The organism is Pseudomonas sp. NPDC087697 (assembly GCF_044743155.1).
In the GTDB taxonomy this organism is placed as follows: Bacteria; Pseudomonadota; Gammaproteobacteria; order Pseudomonadales; family Pseudomonadaceae; genus Aquipseudomonas.
Map to the genome: position 1 here is coordinate 110025 of NZ_JBIUVW010000001.1, position 20020 is coordinate 130044.

Genomic DNA, 20020 nt, shown 5'->3' on the forward strand with positions numbered 1-20020 from the left:
CGCAAAAGCACGAGCCGGTAAGCTATAAACTCGCGCAGTGATCTTCTGGATAAAGTATGACATCCACCCAAATGCTCTCAAGGCGCAAAGCGTTCGTTGGCTTGAAAGCTTGCCTCCGCATCATTCAGAAATGGCAAGCCACTCCCAGCCAGGCTTGTCGGATTGTCCGCATCTCTTCCCACACCTATCGGCGAGTGCTTAGCGGTAACGGTGACTCGGTGCGACTCAACGTAGACCAACTGGATCGCGTGAGCATCGTGCTGAACATACATGCCGCGCTGAAGATGACCTTCAACAATACTCTCAACACTCACCAGTTCCCCTCGCTTAACAACTACAACGATTTCTTCAATGGTCGAACCCCGTTGGAGATAATGGCTCAGGGAGATTTCATTTCATTGTACGAAACCTATCGACGTATCCAGTCGCTGCCGCTGATTGGCTTTCGTGATCCTGACATCGACAGAATGCTATCAATAAACTCCTCCCGTCACTGAGCGTAAGGTGGCTGAAGTGCGGTTGCATTTGAATCAAAGCGACCGATGTCCGATTTCGGCCCAGAGTTTCTAGAAAAACCGAGGGTGATTCACAGCTTCAAACTCCCTGCACCGCGATCGGAGTCGAGACGCTGACAGTGGTTGCCAACCAACCGAGGCTATTACAAGGACGCCGAAATCGTCGTGTGCGCACAAGCCTGTATCGCCATCTTTGTGCCTAGCCCTTAGCGATTACTGCACAGAATGGGACCGAGATAGGATTAGGTTCTGTACGCCTCTCGGGCGATGAAATCACGACCATCCACGGCAGAAGCTACTGTGAAGGAAGTATGTCTTCCATCGGTGTGCGATATTCTCGTACCGTCCACCCCGTCAAACCTTAGACAGTTGGTGTCGAACTATGAGCCTCGCTGGAATCCGATCAAATAAAGGAGATAGTTACCAGATTTTGGTGGCGCTGGACTGGGCGTTGACAACGTTGGTAGACCCCGATTACCAATGGCTTGAAGTTGACTCAACGACTTGGGCGGTGGATGACATAGTGATTGGCAAAGTCGACGGAACCCTGATCTGCTGCCAATGTAAAAAAAATCAGCCTGAATTCACCGCATGGAGCGTTGCGGACCTTGCCGATGAATTGGACAAAGCATCACGTCTGTTGACGAGCAATCCTCAAGCGGAAGTTCGATTCTACTCACGCAGCCCCTTTGGCGCACTTGGCAAACTCCGAGAACACAGCACCACGCAGCCCGACGAAGTTAGTTACCTAACCAGTTTGACGCAACCGCACAAAAAAACAGACGAAGCGCTGGCAGCTCTTCTTGTCAAAACCCAATCGCTATCGACCTACGACTTCCTGCGTCGTACGACATTCGAAACCAGTCATGAACTGGATCGTATGGAGGCGCTGCTGCGTGAGCGCCTGCATCGATTGGCCAGCAATGCCAATGTCGCCTATGACGCCTTATGGCGACGCCTCAGCCACCTTGGGGCACGGCTACCAAGTTCCCAATCAGAATCCATATCAGCCCAACACCGGCTGTCCAAAGATAATCTTAAAGCCTTGCTTAGTGACGTCGGGGCCACGTTGGTTCCAATCATGAGCCTCGCCGAGATCCGTGCATCATTCTCCAGCACCTCAGTCATTGGACGAGCTTGGCGCAGAGATATTGCAGGTCAACGCATCTCGAGCCCCGTCGAGTGCGAACTGCTCGCCGCGATTGATGCCAGACAGCGCTCAATCCTGTTAACCGGCATGCCCGGCTCTGGCAAAACCTGTGTATTGCTTGCAGTGCAAGAAACACTGGAACTACGCGCCCAAACAGACAGCAGCCTGACACCATTGTTCATTCAGTCGCGTGAGTTTGCTGATCTAGCCACAACCCAGGATCGTCAAGCTCAAGGATTGCATGAGCAATGGGTGGAAAAAGTCGCCCGCCTGGCTGAAGAAAGTCATGTCGTGGTCGTGATCGACTCGTTGGACGTGCTGTCCATCTCACGAGAACACAGCGCTCTGACCTACTTTCTGGCGCAGATTGATCGACTGCTGCTGATTCCCAACGTCACGCTACTCACCGCCTGCCGCGATTTTGACCGCCGCTACGACCGCCGAATCGCCGAACGCATTTGGGACAACGAGCTGAAGTGCCCAGCTCTGGATTGGGACAAGGATGTATCACCACTACTGCAGAAGCTCGACATTGATGCCACATATGCTGATGCCGCCACCCGCGAGCTGATTCAAAACCCGAGAGAATTGGCACTGTATGTTGAACTGGCACAACGAGACGGAAGCTTCAACGTTGTAACCAGCCAAGCCTTAGCACAACGCTATCTCGACACTCTCGTGCGATCGGATAGCGCATTGGGTGATGCGGCCATACAAGCGATAGAATCCATCGCAGATGAGATGCTGAAATCACGTAGCCTTTGCGTGCCTCATCAGCGGTTCGGTGCCTCCTCGGCAACTCAACGGACACTACTCAGCCACAACGTGCTGCACGAAACCCAGGATGGTCGATTGGCATTCGGCCACCAGACCTTGCTTGATGTCCTGGTAATCAGCGCGGCAGTACGCAGAGGAGTGACGCTGAATGAATTCATACAGAGCTTACCTCCCGTTCCCTTTGTCAGACCCAGCATCCGCAGTTTCGTTACGCAGTTGACGATTGGGGATCGTCGCATACTCAGGAAGCAGCTTCGGACAGTGTTTATGGGAGGTTCCGCCTTTCACATCCGTCGTTTGGTCGCGGAGTCCTTCGCCGAACAGCCACCTGAGGATGACGACTGGCCATTAATCCGAGACTTGCGGAAAAACTACCGTGATGTGTTCCAGGTTATCTACACGCAGGCTAACAATATCCACTGGCATCACTTTTGGTTCAAACACCTAGTACCTGTCCTAAAGGATACTGAGGATGTAGATGGACTGATGATGCACCTGAATCGGTCTTCCACCTGGGTGAACGAAGATCCTTCCATAGTGCTTTCCTTCTGGACCGAGCTGCTCACCCTTGAGTGCCTAGACAGTACTCAAATTGCTGAACGATTGGGCTACTCTGTTTCCAACATAGATATACGACACTCCGCGCTGCTTACCCCGTTACTTGAAAAATTGCTGCACCTACCGCAACAGCAGCATAGTGCCCTAGGACGTTCGATCGCGCGCAGCATTAGAGCGGGCGCCGCGAATGATGCAATGCTATGGCAATTTGTGGCTGGGGGTATCAGCGACGCCGACGCAATCGATCTTCACCAGCTATCTGAAAGGTTGCGTTGTCGAGACCATGAGATTGATGAGCGTCGTGAGAAGTTCTTTGCTGAACGAATGAAGCAATCGTCCGAACTATTGAACCTGGCACTTCAATCCATCGAGCGATGGAGCCATTTACGAGTTCTGGATAAGGGGGGCTGGGCGGCTGGCAGCATAGGGTTCTTGCGTCATACGTCATACCAAGATGCGCACAGCCAACATGATCACCGGCATGTAGATGCAGAACACATACTGCTGCGAGCTATAGAGGCGGCAATTCTCGACCACGCGGAAACAAACTCCACCTGGTGGCAATCCAACCGCGAGCGTTTATGCTTCAGTCAAGAGCTCGCTCTACGCTACTTCGCCATTCTGGCCTGCACGGCATCCCCTGGCACCAATATAGACATTGTCGAGCGCATGTTATGCCACGAGGAGCTTTTGAAATCTGAGCTCTCCTACGAAATTGGCTCCCTCATAAGTACAGCTTTTATACTCCTTGATGCAGTCGGCCAAGATGCGGTGTTAAGCGCAATCTTGGCCACACCTGACGAGCAGGCAGTGGATGAGTCTCTGCAACCCTGGATACTTGCGGGACAAGCACAGCTTATTGCTGTTGTTCCTTGCCATCTCCGTTCCGCCGAAGCCCAGTTGATTTTAAACGCCTATGAAGGCAAAACAGGGGCACTGGTCCGTCAACCCCAGATACAATCGTGGGGCGGCATGGTGAGCGTACCATTTCCGTTTGAAGTATTTTTCAACACCGGCGACAACGGTGTACTGCGCTTGCTAGCACACTATTCAGGATATATGAGGGATTTCGACGATTTTCTAGTCGGAGGAACGTACGAGGTCGCCTCACAACTGCGGGAGGCCTCATCCCGAGACCCCGCTCGCTTCCTACGATTTTTGGCGCTGCACTGGGCTGCCATTTCAGTTGTCTTCCGTGATGCCATCATGGAAGGCGTTGCCAACTATTTAGCATATCGCTACGGCAATCTACAGTCTGGCAGCACATGGATACCGCACAACGAGCCGGACGCTTCTTGTTTGGCGATAAATATTCTGGATGAGCTTGAGGAACATCCTGATCACTGGCGACACAACCGACCGGCATCCAACGCCCTGAATGCTTGCGCTCACATTATCCAAGCCCCCCGAGAGACGAAGAGGCTAGTACTTTTGATCGCGGACTTTCTAGATTTTCAAGAAGAAAGTCCCATTAAAGGAGATCGAGTCGATTTATTGACTACCGGTATTAATATGGTCCGTGGTCACGTCGTAGAAGCGGCAATGATCCTGGTGAATAAACTTAAAGAAAAGAACGAAAGCCTACCTGAACAAATATTACCACTACTACGTCAGTTCTCCAGTGACGAGAACCCTGCGATCAGAGCCTTGATCCTGCGTCGCCTAGCATATCTGCAGAGCCAGGCTCCCGAGCTGGGCTGGGAACTTTTCCACAGCTGCATGCAAGGGGACACCACCGGGCTCTGGACAGTTGCCGAACCTTGCCTCTATTACTCCTACTATAAACATTTCGAGCGAGTTTCGCCCTTGCTAACGCGGCTTTGCGAAGAAGGTGTTGGAGAGGATTTGGAGGTTTGGGGGCGAATATCGGCGTTGGCGGCGCTGTCGGATCGTGTCGAATTTTCTGTTCTGCTACAAAATCTGGAGGCTATTGAAGCTACCACTGCGTGGAGCGGTGCGGCAGCAGTCTGGACGCACGCAGAGAATCTCAAACAACATCGCGAACAGTGCTTTGCGGGACTTGAAGCAGGTTTATCTGCGAGTGCTCCGCATGCAGGCGCCGTCGCGGATCAAATGAGTAGCTTGTTCCGTATCGATGGAGTAGGTGTTTCAATAGAACTACTTAACCATTACTTTGCTGCCTTAGAAAGCAAGGGCACGAACAACCACAACCATATCTATGGATTGGACAAATGGTTGACTACGGTTGCGCAACGTGATCCAGAAGAAGCACTTACTGCAACAGAGATCTATTTAGCCTATGTTCGACGTAACAGCTGTCATATGTACGACGATGGAAATAATTTAACTCAGCTGTTGAATCGCTTGTTTGGAGAGGCCGAAGAACGAGAAGAAGCCGACGAAGGCGTCATGTTACAACGAGTGGTTAGCGTGCAAGACGACTTATTAGCTCTAGGAGTTACAGCCGTGAGCGATTGGCTTAAAGCCGCAGAAAGACCATAGTAAACGTGGCGTCCCTGATTATCCTCCTCGTCGCCAACGAGTCTCATGCTTTTTGCTTGATTGACGCCCGACATGAGGTCGCCAATATGCAGCTAACCATGGTTTCGGCCCCCTTGCCGGAAACCACAGACACGCAAGCTAGTGTCGAGAAAAGCTAAAAATGCGAAGGCTGTTGTCAGCGTCGTTAATTAAACGGAATGCCCCGCTGCTTCCTATGCAACTGATTTTAAAGAAAAAATTTATAAGCTGCATGAGCTGTCCTCCGTATGGCCATTAATTCACCGGACATCGGCGCTGGAGATTCATACCGTTTACAACGCTGTTGACGCTATTCCGGCGAATTAATCGTGCTTTTCCGGTGATTTAAATGCTCGTTTCTGAATGCCAAGTCCCTTGTAAACCTTATGCAGCGTGCTCTGGAGCCATTTCCGTAGCGGGAATATTCCTGTTAAAAAATAATGATGGTTTGCGTTTTTCCGGTCAATTACTGCATCGAATCCAGTAACGGCTTTGCCTCATGTCGTCGTCTGACAGCGCACAAAGCTACTTCGTAGGGCTATGGATGATCCGTCATGCCCCCGCGGAGTCACGAAAAAGCAGTGACGTCGAACCCGCTGGTGCTAACACGTGCAGCTTGTGGAAAATTCAGGCGAACGGAATAATGGCAGACATATCAGGCTCGCGCACTGTCAGCCCAAACGCTAATTGCACATATTTTTTAATCATGTTGGCCGCTCTAGAACAGGAATTTCAGTGCTTTTCAGCTAGAGCTTTCTTCATATATTTCTGCGTATATTTTCAGGATTTCGTCTTGACCCTTTCTCGACGCATGAGAGCGCACCCGCTTCCCCCTTGAAACTCGACTTTATCTGCCGCATCAACGGCTATGGTACAGCTCTGAGCCTTCAACTGAGTGTTGGCGAGGCTGGATATGCAGCGCCGAAGTGGGCAGAGACAGCTCACCTCAAGAAAAAGCCGCATGCAGATGTTTTTTTATCAGTGCACTCGAGGATCGCGGATGATGAAAAATCTCGTGATTCTCTCCATGACAGTGACCTTCCAACCCACATTACCTGCTTGTAGTTTTCACCTAGATCAAGTCGCATATTCAGATATCTACCACCAGATGTAACGTAGATGCAGCTGCTTAAAAAACCACTGCTGTCGACGCCTTCGTGAGTCAGTACAAATAATCCTTTCTTGAAGTTCGTAACGCTTTCCATCGCACCGCCAACCAATACACCCACCCATTCTGCGCCGTCGCTTCTAGCTGGCGCGGTGAAAATCTCCACCCTGTTCTTGATATCTCGCGGTGAGGGGCATGATTCCTGACTGCCCGGCCAGGCTGGAGTATTGAAATATTTATTACCAGGTGCAGCAGCATGCACGAATACAAATAATTGTGAACACAGAAAACTCCAGCGTATAAATCCAAGCACGTCTATCTCCCTCGTAATTTTCAGAAGGAGACTATTTATCAGCTGGAGCAAATTTAGTATCTAGGATACTTCTTAAATTACTCGAGATGCCTCTGTAGTAGGCTACCGAAAGGTGACTGCCCTGACCTATATCTGGCATGACAGATAGTTCAGCAGGAATTCTAGATAGTTCCTAGATCTTTGGCACTGAAAATATGTAGACAATCAACTCAACGCCTGGAGCGACCAAGCTCTTGAGTTAGTTTTTACATTGAAATCAGCCCCTCAAAGCCAAAGAGAAGACCCCATGATAGAGATCACTCAGAACGTCGGTGAAGCCATACGCATCGACGACGAAATTCAAATCAAGGTGTTTGGGACTAATGGCAACAAAGTGACTCTAGGATTCAAGGCCCCGAGTCACGTCAAAATCTATCGGGCGGAGCTCTATCTGCAAGATCCGGGCAAGAAAGGCAATAACCCGAAGTAAGCGAGATAACCGTTACTAACGTCGGCTCCGACCGCGACCAACTCAGTTCGATGGTCAAGCAGGCCCGCGAAGTGATGGCGCCAAAAAATCATGCGTTGGTTCGATCAGACTGCCAGTCCGTTCATGACTTTAGAAGAGTTACTTAACAAGAAGGTTGACCAGGAGTTGAAATCGACTTCCCTTTCAACAATTTTGGTTCACCTGGGTAAACATTAAAGGGATCCACTGAAGAGCCATCCACCTTAACGCCCTTTACGGGGTAACGCACATTTCCGCTGGCGGTCAGGAGAGCGCCTGAACCTTCGCAGGTTACAGACAACCGGGATTTTTCGTCGCCCGGTAGTTGACGAACCAGTCCGCTGAAGCTGAGGTTGATCAACACGTTACCGGACGACGCCCGATGTTCTGTCTCTTTCAGGCTGATGACGGGGGTGACGTCCAGACGATACACCTGTTCCCGCTCAACTTTTTCCAGTGGCTTCAGGGTAATAGTCTTGCTTTGTCCGGGAGCCAGTGTGATGCGGAAAGGATAGGCATAGAGAATCGGCTTGCGGGCCAGCGTAATGGGCTCCAGCCGTTCGCTGCCGACCTCCACCCCGGGGTTGAGCAGACGCGACAGAGTGATGGATACGTACTCCGGACGTTCGCCTTTATTGATGATCTGGACGGAAGTCGGTTTGTCCTGGACGACGATTTCCTTCGGTGAAATGTCGATCAGCGCAAAAGCCGGCGCAGGAATAGCCCCGCAGGATAATAAAAGCAGAGCGGAATAAGCGGACAGGCGCATGTTCATTCCTCCTTAAATGGCATTTGAATGGGCATCACTCAGGGTGCCTTCACCACCGGTTCGAAGGTCAGCGACAGGACCCCACTGTAGATACCCACGGTATTCTTGAAGTTGCCGTCGGGAGGATACGCTGAGATGGCCAGCCCGTAGTAACCGACTGAATCCTCTCCTGCCGAGGGCGGGGCCGGGTTGCGAAATTCAGTGCCCTGGCCGACCGCAAGGACTTTCAGGTCCTCGCCCGCCACCCCAAGACTGACCTTCGGCGTGCGGAAGACCAGTGTGGGGTTGGCCTGGTTGCGTATCTGCAAGGGTTCGTCCAGACGCACCTGGAACAGCCCGCTGGTGGATACCACCCGCAAACGTGTGGCCACCTCGTAAGGGGTAGTCCAACCACCGAGCTGCTGCATTTCCAGCCCCTGTTCGAACCAGCCCCCCTTATCGTCGGTCACGAGCAGGTTGTTGGGGCGGCTGACATGAGCCGTCACCTTGCTGCTGGTCTTGCCGTTGAGTATCACCGCAGCCGGCGCCATTGCCGGTAACAATCCCAGTGCCAGGAACAGGTACGCGAAGGTTTGTCTTTTCATAAAGCCCCCTAGGACTTCGTGGTGACAGTGAAGGTCAGCACGTCGTTGTAGTCGCCTTCTTTCACGGTTTTCCCCACTTCAGTTCTGAAGGTGGGCACAAAACAGGTACGGTTGCCGCCATTGAGTGGGAGCGCCGTACCATTGTTAGGTAACTGAAGACGCGTGCCGCCACTGTCCAGCGTCAGGCGGTAGGGCACCGTCTGGGAGGTGTCCGACAAATGCCGGAGCCGGTAGCGATTATTCACCACACCATTGGCGTTGCGGGCGCTGATGATGAACTTCTCGCCCTGGACATCCGCCGCGCTGTAGCTGAAACAAAGCTGCTGGTCAGAACGGCTGAAGGTCGTGTCAGACTGACCTTGCTGCAGATCGCCCAGATTCCAGTCCGGTGCGGATACGCTGATGTTTATATCAAGCGGTGGCGATGTCTCCGGATTGGTAATTACTTTGCAAGAGCCATTGTTACTTGCGGTCGTGGAGATATAAGCTGCACCTTTGATCTCTGCAACATTAGTTTGAATGTTGCCATGCTCGGCATACCTGTTAGCAGCTCGAACAGAAATGGCTGGCCACGCAGAGAGTTCTTTAGTATACATAGTGGCTACGACCCTTGCGACAAATGGATCTCTATTCCACCACGAATACTCGTAACCTAAGTACATCGAGTAAGTCGAGTACGGTAGCGTTTGCCCATAACTCGTTCCATTCATATAAAGCCAATAAGCTGGCGTCGAACCTAACATGGCGTTTCCATTTTTATCGTATTTATACAACATAATCCCTCTTCCTTGGAAGCCAGCCAAACCTACATGCCCATCGGCCGCCTTATAAGAAATATCTACCGAAACTGTGCTGCTGCCATTACCATTATCTCGATAAGAACAGTTGGAGTATGAATTGCTGATATCGTCAAGCATTAAAGGCTTTGACGCACATGCCTCGCCTGAAACTAGAACTCCAAATATTGGCGATAGCACACAACCCATTAATTTTGAAAGAACTCTTCCTTCCCAATGCATCTTATTTATCTTCATAACTCCCCAACCTCCGCTTGAACATCAATCACTAGGCGTGTCGAGATTCAACATCTTTTTCTTTGTCGTTTTTACGAGACTTCTACAGGTCCCTTAACTTCTTGGAGAAGTTCTACATGCACTCATCATGGGCGCCCTAACTGATAGATCACCGCGCCATAGCCGACGCTGACGACGAGCGGCGCCGATACATCGCCGGCATCAATGATCAATCGCTCCCTCGGACGGAAAGTCACTCGCCATACCAGCGTTCGCGAGGGAGCCTCTATCTCTTTGAGCAGCATGCGGTGTTTCTGCCCCGGCGCCAGGACCAGCCGGCCAGGCGTAACCAGCAGGCCCGGTCGCTCCACCTCCTGGATCGGTACCAGGCGTTCAGGAGCCTGTCCCGGGTTGAGCAGGAGCTCCTGTTTCACATCCAGATACAGGGGCGTATCTCCGGTATTTTCGACGTACAGCTCGTGTGCTGATTTACCGGGCTCCAGCTTCAGCTCGGTACGCGAGAGCTTCAGTACGCCCGCCGCCATGCCCTGCGTGGCGAATAGGGCCAGCAACAGCCCCAGCAACGATCCGGTCACGCGGTTCATCAGAGGCAATCCAGAGTCCGGGCCTGGTCATTGTCGCGCAGGCTCAGACTCTTGCCCGGAAACTGATGGGGGGTGCCAGGGAACAGGGCCACGGTCTCTCCGATCTTGCCGACGTCCGACAGCACATGGCGCACGTTACCGGTGTTGGTCAGGGTGATTCCGCTGACGTCACAACTATGGCTCCAGCCGGTGTGCTGCTTGTCCGGGGCCGGCATATGCCGGACCAACACACCGTAGCCAATAGAGACCGACATCGGTGCGCTGATCTTGTCGTTGGGGGCATCGTCCACCTTCAGCGACCTGACCGGCACGATATACAGGCGGTACAGTTCTTCCTCCACTGGCTCGAACAACGACTTGAGGCTGACCTTACGGCTCTGGCCCGGCCCCAGCGTCAGCCTTTCCGGACTGGCCAGCATCCCGGGGTGCTCAAGCTCGCCCAGAGGCACCTTCGTTTCCGGCACCAGTCCGGGGTTCATGACCTTTTGCAGGGATATAGAGAGATACAGCGGTGCGTCCCCCATGTTTCTCACGGTGACTTTCTGCTCATGGTTGTTGAAGACCCGAGTAGTGGCTGGCATCACCATCAGCTCGCCCTCGGCCTGTGCCGACCCGCAGGCCAGGAGCAGCAAGCCGATCAGCATCGGCAGGGAAGTTCGCAGTTTCATCGTTCGTTCCTATTCGTATGATCGATCACAGGCAGTGGTAATAGCTGCCGGTGGCGTTTCTCAGGTCACAACTGTAGCGACGCCCCATTTGGTCAACGGTGATCTGAGCGAGCACCGCCTTACTGAAGATGGAAAAAAGGCCGTTGGGATGGGCTATGTCGCCAGTTTCCAGAATCGTTCCACCTATTGGACGACCGCTGGCGTCCACCAGGAAGCCGCTGTAAATCATGTTGATATCGACCTTGGCCTGTGCCGCATACACTTGGCCAGGATGGGCACGGACGATATTCGCCGGCACCTCGATGTTCATGTCCATGTCTTCACTGTTGCTCAGCACTCTTGCAAAGGTAACGTCGCTGTAGCTGTTGAGCGGGACCGCATAGGTGCTGTTACCCGCGACCGGATGGCCCTCGACGTTGAAGCCGTATTCGGTACCCGCAATATCCGGCGTCTTGAGCAGCATGGCGCTGCCGCTATTGCTGTAACGACCCAGTGCGACCCCGTCGGCGTTGGCCGCCAGCATGCCGCGGTAGTTCATGTCCAGGTTGCTGGCGGTGTCGCTATGGCCCAGATTGAGGGACGCGTCTCCTCGCGTGCCGGAACGGCTGCCGTAGAGGTTGACGTTGTTACGCTCGTTGATGCGGCTGACCGTCACCCCGCTTGTAGTCGTACCGAAACTGTCCTGGAAATCCTTGCGGTAGTCGCCGCTCAATTGGGTTTGCCCGCGGTTGTGCGCGGCGCTGAAACTGGCCTGAGCGTTGTCCAGCATCCAGCTCATGTTGAAGTACACGCCATAGTCACCCCTGGCTTGTGTGTAGCCGTCTTTCTGAATACCGACCGAGAATGTCGACCACAATCCGTTGGGGCGATAGTTCCAGCGTACTTCGGCCTGTTGCGATTCACCTCGGCTGTACTTCTGGTAGTTGTAAGCCAAGGTAGTGCCTGCCACGTTCCGGCTATAGGACAGGCTGCTACTCGGAGCCCCCCAATAGAAGCGGGACACGTTGTTGTTCTGGTAACGGCTCAGCATGAGGCTGCCCAGCTTGTCGTCGGACATCGATAGATTGAGGTAACCGCCAGTCGTGCGTTCGCCGCTCAACATACCCAACGTCGGGGTGATGTCGATGTTCCCGAGTTTGCTCGGGCGCGTTACGTTAACCTCGCCCGCCCAACTGCCCTGGCCACCACTGACAGCCGACGCATTCAAATAGAATTGACGCATGTTGCGGCTCATCGAGCCCTGGAGCAGTTGCCCTCCTCCTTCTTCCATCTCATTACCGGCGGTCACACTCCATGCATTGCCGCTGCCGTTGGCATCGAAGTTAACGTTGTTGATCTCACGGTTTTCCTGGTTCACCAGGTTACCGTTGCGGTCGACCAGACGGACCTCTACGGGGTAATACCCGCCGGGCAGGTCAACAAAACTGATCTCGTTGCGCCCCAACGATGCTGGGCGCTTGAGGATCAGACGACCGTTGCGGTAGAACTCATAATTGCCTTCGGACGTGGAATACAGAATGAGAGAACCCGCATTGCGGCTCGCATTCAGATGGGCCTGGCTGCCGAAGGTGACAAATTGGTCGAAACTGGGTGAAAGCAGTGTGCTGACCGAGCCTGAGGCATAGTCGATACTGTTCTGCTTGCCCGTCCGTAAATAGGTGCTGGTGAAGTTTTTCTGGAGGTAGTAAGACGACACCCCCTGACTGCGATTATTGGAATTGCGCGTTTGGGTGTTGTTGGCAAACCAGTTCATATAACCGAAGCTGCGCGAAGGCATACCTAACCAGGTATTACCCGCCAGGTTCAGGGCACGGTAACCTTCTGAGGAAGCACGAAGATCCAATGCCTGGTTGTTGACCAGCCCCCAAGTAGTGGTTGGATCCAGATAGTCATTATTCGAATCGCGAATGACGAGCGAGCGTCGTAACTTGTCAATAGTAACGTAGTACTCCCCCAGCTTCAGGTCACATCCATTGTGGCAACGCTTATAGTCAATCTGGGAAAATACCCCACGGATAATGTCTATGTCCTGTCGGGACACGCCATTCTCTTCATAGCCGACGGCGTCGAATACAAGCGCACCGTCCTCTGGAGAGTAGCTGGTAAAACCAGGCAGCGTTCTTCCATTGAAGGTAGCCATATATTTTGCGTTGTTGTCCATTTCGGCTGCACTGAAGCCTTCTGGCACGCCGTAAGATACTTTGACTTGCGCTCCCGCTTGAAATGAAACAGCCAGAAAAGCAACTAACCAAAGCTTATTTAGTCGAAACTGGGACCGATAAGCAAACATGCTATTTTTCTTTCAGAGAGAAAAACCTTTGAGAGGAAGCCTCGAACGAGTCGAGGCTTTACCGTGCGGAGTTAATTACGGAGTTACGATGCCGGTGGCGGTGAGGCGGCCGCAACTGGCTCAAACAACATCACCAAGTCACCGCTGTAACTGCCGTTAGTGCTCAGAGTGCCAACCTTGGCCGGGGCATCGACGCTGATATTCAGGTCATGGATTTCATCGTAACCATCAGCGGTGCTGACTACCTGGGTGATCTTCTGAGCGTTGCCAAAGGAGAGAACCTTTTCACCTTGGACGCTATCCAGGGATACCTTGGCGTTGGGCATTTCATAGCTGCCATTAGACATTTTCAACGGCTGGGCAAGGGAAACGTTGAAGTCGGCGTTCTTGGTCCAGACACGAACAGGCAGGGTCTTGCTGAATTTTTTCTGCTGGTAGTTATCAGCGTCCAATTCTTCAGTACCGTACCAGGTCGAACCATCCGGCTTGGAAACGAAAATGGCATCGTTGATCTGAGCAGTCAGGGTGATTTTCTTGGAAACGGTATTGGTAGGCAATGGCGCGGCAACGACCGTACCGACAAGTACACTACCCATTCCCAGGGCCAGAAGCAGTTGGCTGATTTTCATTTATTTAGCTCTTTATATCTGTGCGTTGCTGCTTCCAATAAAGAAGCAGGATATTTTTTGCGTGGGCTCTTGCTTTCCACGGAGAGCATTAAAAACCATATTCCCTGCACAAAAAATCAGCCCAATCCCATCAGCGCATAAGATAAATCCTACAGTCCATAGGTACAGATCCTACAGACCAATATCATTGACTCCCGCGGATTAAACCCGCGAGCCATTTTCGTCAGCATCAAAAAACGTGAGCGTGCTGTATGTCTTAAAGAACAACCCAGCTCGCACGCCAATTAATTAGCTCACTGGAAAGCCAATCTTAAAACCACCAACGATTATTCCGCATTGGGCACAGGAAGATTCAATCGCAGGCACAGGAACTTACTGCTTAGTGCTTCTAACTTATTTCACCTGCGATATTTGGTGTAATTTTTATGCCTGACGTCCGCTGGGCAGATAGGACCCCTTCCTTAATAGCGAAGCGTTAAGTTTCCTGGATAAGTCTTTTGAATTGCACCCCACTTCCATCTTTGTAGCTTTAGAAGTCCACGTAAGAAATGAGTCTATTTGATCCACAGCTTGGCTGAGTACGGCTGCGGATAGTCATTTCTCTTCGATAGGACCGGACGGTTTTTATGAGAGCTTATGTTTCAAGTATAGGGATGGCGCTGTACCTGTCCTCCCCTGCGGTCTGGGCTCATCTACCCAACGCCGGTCAGATCATGCGTGATATCGAAAGCGAGCGGCCGAGCCTGCCGGCGCCGGCAGATCTGACGCCGCCAATACCCAAGGCACAGGATGCCCCCGCAAGCGAGGCGGCCGAACAAGGCCCACGGATCAGGGTCGACGGCTTCCAGGTCGACGGTAACTTGCTGTTCGACTCGCAACGCCTTCTGGAACTGCTCGACGATCTGAAAGGACGCGAACTGAACCTTGCCGAGCTGAACGCCGCAGCCGAACGTATCGGGGAGTTCTATCAGGCACGGGGTTTTGTGCTCGCGCGCGCCTATCTTCCACAACAGGAAATCGAGAACGGTCTGGTCCGCATCGAAGTGCTCGAGGGCCGTTACGGTCAGGTTGAGCTCCTGAACCATTCGCGTACTCGGGACCACGTTCTTCGCCACCCTCTGGCGGATCTGAAGAGCGGAGCAGCCGTTCAGGGACAGAAACTGGAACGCAGCCTTCAGTTGCTCAGTGATATTCCAGGCGTCCAGGCCAAGGGCACTTTGCGCCCTGGCGCCATGAGCGGAACCACCGATCTGGTTGTCGAGACGGAGTCCGCTCCGCTGATAAACGGCAGCCTGGATGCGAACAACTATGGCGACTATTCCACCGGCGAATACCGCGTGGGGGGCAGCATCAGCGTCAACAGTCCGATGCGCCTGGGCGATCAGTTGAACCTGCGTGTGCAGAGCGGTGACTGGCGTCAGCGCTACTACCGCCTCGCCTATCAATTGCCTGTTGGCCCCTCTTCCACCCAGGTCGGAGTAGCCAGCTCGGAAGCCTACTACCACGTGACCAAAGGTCCGGAGGACCTGAAGAGCATGGGGATCCATGGCCGCGCGGGGATCCAGAGCATTTTCATCACGCAGCCGCTGCTGCGCAGCCGAACCTTCAGTCTGTCTGCACAGCTGCAATACGAAGCCAAGCAACTGCGCGACGACATCAATCAATTTTATGTGCGAGGCAAAAAGGATATCGGCCTGTGGACCGCAGGGCTCAGTGGCACCAGTCAGGATCGGCTGTTCGGAGGCGGACAGAACGGTTTTTCGCTGACCTACGGCCATGGCCGTCTGAGTATCGACGACCCGCTGCAGCGTCTCCAGGACCAGTACAGCGCCGGCAAGGCTGGCAGCTTCGACAAAGTGAACCTGAATGCCGTGCGCCTGCAAAGGCTGACCGACCGCTTCCAGCTCTTCACGCAGCTGAACGCCCAATGGGCCTCGGGCAACCTGGACAGCGCGGAAAAATTCACGCTCGGCGGTCCATACGGCATACGCGCCTATCCGGCCAGTAGCGCCGGAGGCAATGGCGATGAAGGCTGGCAGGCCAGCGTGGAACTGCGTTACAGCCTGGCGCCCGGCTGGCAACTGAGTACGTTCGTGGACCAGGGTGCCGTGAAGTTCAACAAGCAGCCCTGGACCCGGGAAGGCAATACCAACCAGATGGCCGGCGCCGGTGCTGGCGCCACCTGGTTCGCCAACAACCACCAGGTCAGCCTGACCACCGCCTGGCCGCTCGGCCAGGTCGAGAAGAACATCGAGCCGAAACGCAGTCCGCAGATCTGGATTCAGGCCACCCAGTACTTCTGAGTTTCCACCCGTTCTGCTGGGGATCAGCAGAGTTTACGTAAGAGGGATTTACCATGAACAAGACTTATGCACTGGTCTGGAACCAGGCTCTGGGCTGCTGGAATGTCGCCAGCGAGTGGGCACGACGTAGCGGCAAGGCGGGTCGAAGCAAGACGGTGGTTGCCGCTGCTGGCCTAGCACTCTTCGGAGTGCTGGGTCAGACGCCAGCCTTCGCCTTACCCAATGGGGGAGCCGTTGTCGCGGGTAACGCAAGCCTGCAAACCTCTGCTGACGGGAAACAGATGGTCATCAATCAGCAGAGCAACAAACTGATCGCCCAGTGGAACGAGTTCAACGTCGGTGCCGACGAACGCGTCAGCTTCCACCAGCCCGGCAGCGACTCCGTTGCGCTCAATCGCGTGATCGGCACGAATGGCAGTAACATCCAGGGCAACATCGATGCCAACGGCAAGGTATTCCTGGTCAACCCCAACGGCGTCGTATTTGGCAAGTCCGCCCAGATCAACGTTGGAGGTCTGGTAGCCTCCAGCCAGAACATCGCTAACACGGACTTTCTCAACGGTAACTACCGCTTCGCCGGTAACTCCACGGCCGCCGTCAGCAACGCGGGTACTCTCATCGCCAGCGAAGGCGGCAGTGTGGCGCTGCTCGGCGCGCAGGTCAGTAACACCGGCGTGATCCAGGCCCAGATGGGCAGCGTGGCGCTGGGCGCGGGCAAGGACTTCAGTGTCAACTTCGACGGCAACGGCTTACTCAACCTGCAGGTGAACAGCGGTGTAGTGGATGCACTGGCCTACAACGGCGGTCTGCTCAAAGCCGACAGTGGTCAAGTGCTGATGACTGCCAAGAGCGCCGACAGCCTGCTCAAGACCGTCGTCAGCAACCAGGGTGTCATTGAAGCCAAAACCCTGCAAAACAAGGCCGGCAGGATCATTCTGGATGGCGGCGATAGAGGCACCGTCCAGGTCGCGGGCAGACAGGACGCCAGCGCTCTAGGTGGTCAGGGTAACGGCGGCACGGTAGAGAACCGCGGTGCGAAGATCGAGGTGCAGTCAGGTGCGCAGGTCAACACTCTGGCTGACAAAGGTGCGACCGGCACCTGGAAAATCCGCTCGAACGACGTGGTTGTGGCTGAAGCGGGTTCCAATAGCGGTAATGCGGCGGTGAATACCAACGGCAATCACAGCGTTATCAGTGACGGAAATATTGTCAACAGCATCATTGGCAACAGCAACGACAACAGGATCAGCGTCTCAGGTTCCGGCCATATTGTCAGCAGTGCGATTGGTAACGGGAATGGCAACAATGTCAGTTTGAATGGCTCCGCAAGCATCGTTGATAGCCAGATTGGCAACGGCAATAACAACAATGTCAGCCTGGCTGGGGCTGGAAATATCATAGGCAGCCAAATCGGCAATGGCAGCGGCAATCACGTCAGCCTGTCGGGAGTCGGGAGCATTGTTGGCAGCCAGATCGGGAACAACAACGGCAACGGCAACGGCAACGGCAACGGCAGCAATTGGGCTGGCAACAGCATCATCGGCAGTCAGATCGGTAACAACAACGGCAACGGCAACGGCAGCAACTGGCCGAGCGGCAGCATCATTGGTCAGCAAATCGGCAACAACAACGGTACCGGCAACATCTGGTCGAACGGCAGCATCATTGGCCAGCAGATCGGCAACATCAATGGCAACCCGCTGGCCTCGACCAATGTTGCCCGCGGTAGCACCCGCAACGTCAGCGTCGGGGACAGTGTCACCAGCAGCAATGGCGGTACTGTCTCGACAGGTAACAGCACACCTACCATGCACGCCGATACGCTGGCAAAAAACCTGGCCACTACCCATATCGAACTGGTCAGCACTCACGGGGATCTGGCGCTGAACGCTCCGGTCTCCTGGAGCAGTTCCAACACGCTGGGGCTGACCGCCGAGCGCGGTAACGTACAGGTCAACGGCGTCCTGAATTCCAGTGGTTCCAACGCTGGTTTACAGTTGAATGCAAAGCAGGGCAGCCTTCAATTGAATGAGAATGTCTCATTGACTGGGGCTGGCTCCAACCTGGAGCTTAACCACGGTGGCAATGGTTATTCCCTTAAGGACGGCAAGGCGGTGACGCTGTCGGGCAGTGGCGCCTCGTTCCAGGCCAATGGCCAGTCTTATGAGGTCGTGCAGAACCTGGAACAGTTGCGCAACGTCGAAAACAACATGGCTGGCCGTTATGTATTGGGCAACGCTATTGGCGGGACCGGGCACTTCAAGACCATCGGTGATGGCAAAACGTTTACAGGCACTCTAGAGGGTCTGGGTAATACCATCAGCGACCTTTCCATCTATGGCACCACTGGCTATGTCGGCCTTTTTGGCGCGAACAAGGGCCAGATCAGTAACCTGAACCTTGAGCGCATCTCGGCCAACGGTGACTCGTCGGCCCATAACAACACCCAGGTTGGCACACTCGTCGGGCTTAATACTGGTGCTATCCGTAACGTCAAGGCTAGCGATGTCCACGTAACCGGCGCGCCCCATTTCAACACTCTCGGCGGCCTGGTGGGCATCAACCTGGGCGGCACCATTGAGAACTCAAGCGTCAGCGGACAGGTGACGGGTAACCGGAACACCTTTGCCATGGGCGGCCTGGTCGGTGAGAACATCACTGATGCCAACGGTATGGGGCAGGTCATCAACAGTCGAGCCGACACTATTATTTCGGGAGAAATGTCGGGCAGCACTTCTTATTACGGGAATAGCGCGGGCGGCCTCGTTGGGTTGAACGATGGAGGACGTATTACCAACTCCAGCAGCCAGGGTTCGGTCAATCTGGTCGGCGATAACCTGAACATCGGGGGCTTGGTAGGTCACAACATCGGCAGCATCTCGAATGCCACGTCTTCAGCCAGTGTTTCGGCCGGTAAAAATAGCCTGCTCGGTGGCCTGGTTGGCTTTAACCGGCAAGGCGCGGTAGCCAACTCCTCGGCCAGCGGCCAAGTGGTGGGCAATGCGGCACAAGCCATCGGCGGGTTGATCGGGAAAAACCTGGGCAACGCCCTTGCCAATGTTTCGGCAAGTGGCAATGTCAGCGATGGCAGCAGTCTTAATGTCGGCGGGCTGGTTGGCAACAATGATGGCGGGGCTATTGTGAATGCCACGGCAACCAACACAGTCACCGGCGGCAGCAATGCCAATGTCGGTGGTCTGGTTGGCTACAGTCGTAATGCGGCAATGACCAATGCCGCTGCATCCGGCAGTGTAATCGGTGGAAAGGATGCCTTTGTTGGCGGCCTGGTCGGCAACCTGTCTGGCGGGAGAATTAATGCATCTTCTGCAAAAGGCAGCGTTTATGGCGGGCAAGGTAGTCGTGTAGGTGGCCTGGTTGGAGTCAATAGCGGCCAGATCAGCTCGTCTTCGGCATCCGCGACGGTCAGTGGTGGTGACTATGCCACTCTCGGTGGCTTGGTCGGAATGAATAGTGGCTCTATCCTGCTGTCGTCAGCCAGTGGCAAGATCGATTTTTCGCCGACCTACGGGCAGCTCTACGGAGGGTTGATCGGGATGAACTTCGGCCAGCAGTACCTCAACAACACTTCAGGGGAAGCGCTCGCAGTACCGATGATCGGTCGTAACTTCCGCTTTTAACGCTCGCTACACGTCCAAATAGGACAGATGGCCTGTCATGCGAAAGCGTGACAGGCCATTTTTCGGTTGTATCTGGAAAATTGCCTACTCGAATCGAGCAGCAGAGCGTTCTATGGCGGTCGCCGGACCTGT

At 54.0% G+C, this 20020-nt stretch carries 13 protein-coding genes; 5 read left to right on the top strand and 8 right to left on the bottom strand.

Annotated elements, in window-relative coordinates; translation table 11 throughout:
- The first annotated feature begins 56 nt into the window (after positions 1-56).
- Positions 57-497, top strand: coding sequence for an antitoxin Xre-like helix-turn-helix domain-containing protein (locus ACIPIN_RS00505; protein ID WP_401113807.1), 441 nt, complete (start codon positions 57-59; stop codon positions 495-497).
- Between the two features lie 400 nt (positions 498-897).
- On the top strand, positions 898-5463 hold the full coding sequence (locus ACIPIN_RS00510; RefSeq protein ID WP_401113810.1) for an AAA family ATPase: 4566 nt from the start codon (positions 898-900) through the stop codon (positions 5461-5463).
- 959 nt (positions 5464-6422) lie between these two features.
- Here ACIPIN_RS00510 and ACIPIN_RS00515 read toward each other — a convergent pair.
- The gene (locus ACIPIN_RS00515; protein ID WP_401113813.1) at positions 6423-6902 is read right to left on the bottom strand and encodes a DUF3757 domain-containing protein; all 480 of its coding nucleotides are present in this window, start codon (positions 6900-6902) and stop codon (positions 6423-6425) included.
- 286 nt (positions 6903-7188) lie between these two features.
- On the opposite strand from ACIPIN_RS00515, the gene ACIPIN_RS00520 reads away from it, so the two are divergent.
- On the top strand, positions 7189-7371 hold the full coding sequence (locus tag ACIPIN_RS00520) for a carbon storage regulator (RefSeq protein ID WP_401113816.1): 183 nt from the start codon (positions 7189-7191) through the stop codon (positions 7369-7371).
- Between the two features lie 142 nt (positions 7372-7513).
- Here ACIPIN_RS00520 and ACIPIN_RS00525 read toward each other — a convergent pair whose 3' ends face one another.
- From ACIPIN_RS00525 to ACIPIN_RS00555, 7 genes are all read right to left on the bottom strand, one after another.
- The gene (locus ACIPIN_RS00525) at positions 7514-8158 is read right to left on the bottom strand and encodes a hypothetical protein (RefSeq protein WP_401113819.1); all 645 of its coding nucleotides are present in this window, start codon (positions 8156-8158) and stop codon (positions 7514-7516) included.
- Positions 8159-8196: 38 nt separating this feature from the next.
- Positions 8197-8742 carry a hypothetical protein gene (locus ACIPIN_RS00530; protein WP_401113822.1) on the bottom strand — a complete coding sequence of 182 codons (546 nt, stop codon included), beginning with the start codon at positions 8740-8742 and terminating at the stop codon, positions 8197-8199.
- Positions 8743-8750: 8 nt separating this feature from the next.
- Positions 8751-9776, bottom strand: coding sequence for a hypothetical protein (locus tag ACIPIN_RS00535; protein WP_401113825.1), 1026 nt, complete (start codon positions 9774-9776; stop codon positions 8751-8753).
- Positions 9777-9901: 125 nt separating this feature from the next.
- Complete coding sequence (locus ACIPIN_RS00540; protein WP_401113828.1) at positions 9902-10360, bottom strand: hypothetical protein; 459 nt, start codon at positions 10358-10360, stop codon at positions 9902-9904.
- Positions 10360-11028: a hypothetical protein gene (locus ACIPIN_RS00545; protein ID WP_401113830.1), complete on the bottom strand. Its 669-nt coding sequence runs from the start codon at positions 11026-11028 to the stop codon at positions 10360-10362. The genes ACIPIN_RS00540 and ACIPIN_RS00545 overlap by 1 nt, the downstream gene beginning before the upstream one ends.
- A 25-nt stretch (positions 11029-11053) precedes the next feature.
- A complete protein-coding gene (locus ACIPIN_RS00550) occupies positions 11054-13318 on the bottom strand; it encodes a TcfC E-set like domain-containing protein (protein WP_401113833.1) in 2265 nt (754 codons plus the stop codon).
- 83 nt (positions 13319-13401) lie between these two features.
- A complete protein-coding gene (locus tag ACIPIN_RS00555) occupies positions 13402-13947 on the bottom strand; it encodes a CS1 type fimbrial major subunit (protein WP_401113835.1) in 546 nt (181 codons plus the stop codon).
- A gap of 653 nt (positions 13948-14600) precedes the next feature.
- Between ACIPIN_RS00555 and ACIPIN_RS00560 the strand changes: the two genes are divergently transcribed.
- Complete coding sequence (locus ACIPIN_RS00560; protein WP_401113838.1) at positions 14601-16250, top strand: ShlB/FhaC/HecB family hemolysin secretion/activation protein; 1650 nt, start codon at positions 14601-14603, stop codon at positions 16248-16250.
- A 53-nt stretch (positions 16251-16303) separates the two neighbouring features.
- Entirely contained in the window at positions 16304-19888 is a 3585-nt protein-coding gene (locus ACIPIN_RS00565; RefSeq protein WP_401113841.1) for a GLUG motif-containing protein, read from the top strand.
- The last annotated feature ends 132 nt before the right edge of the window (positions 19889-20020 follow it).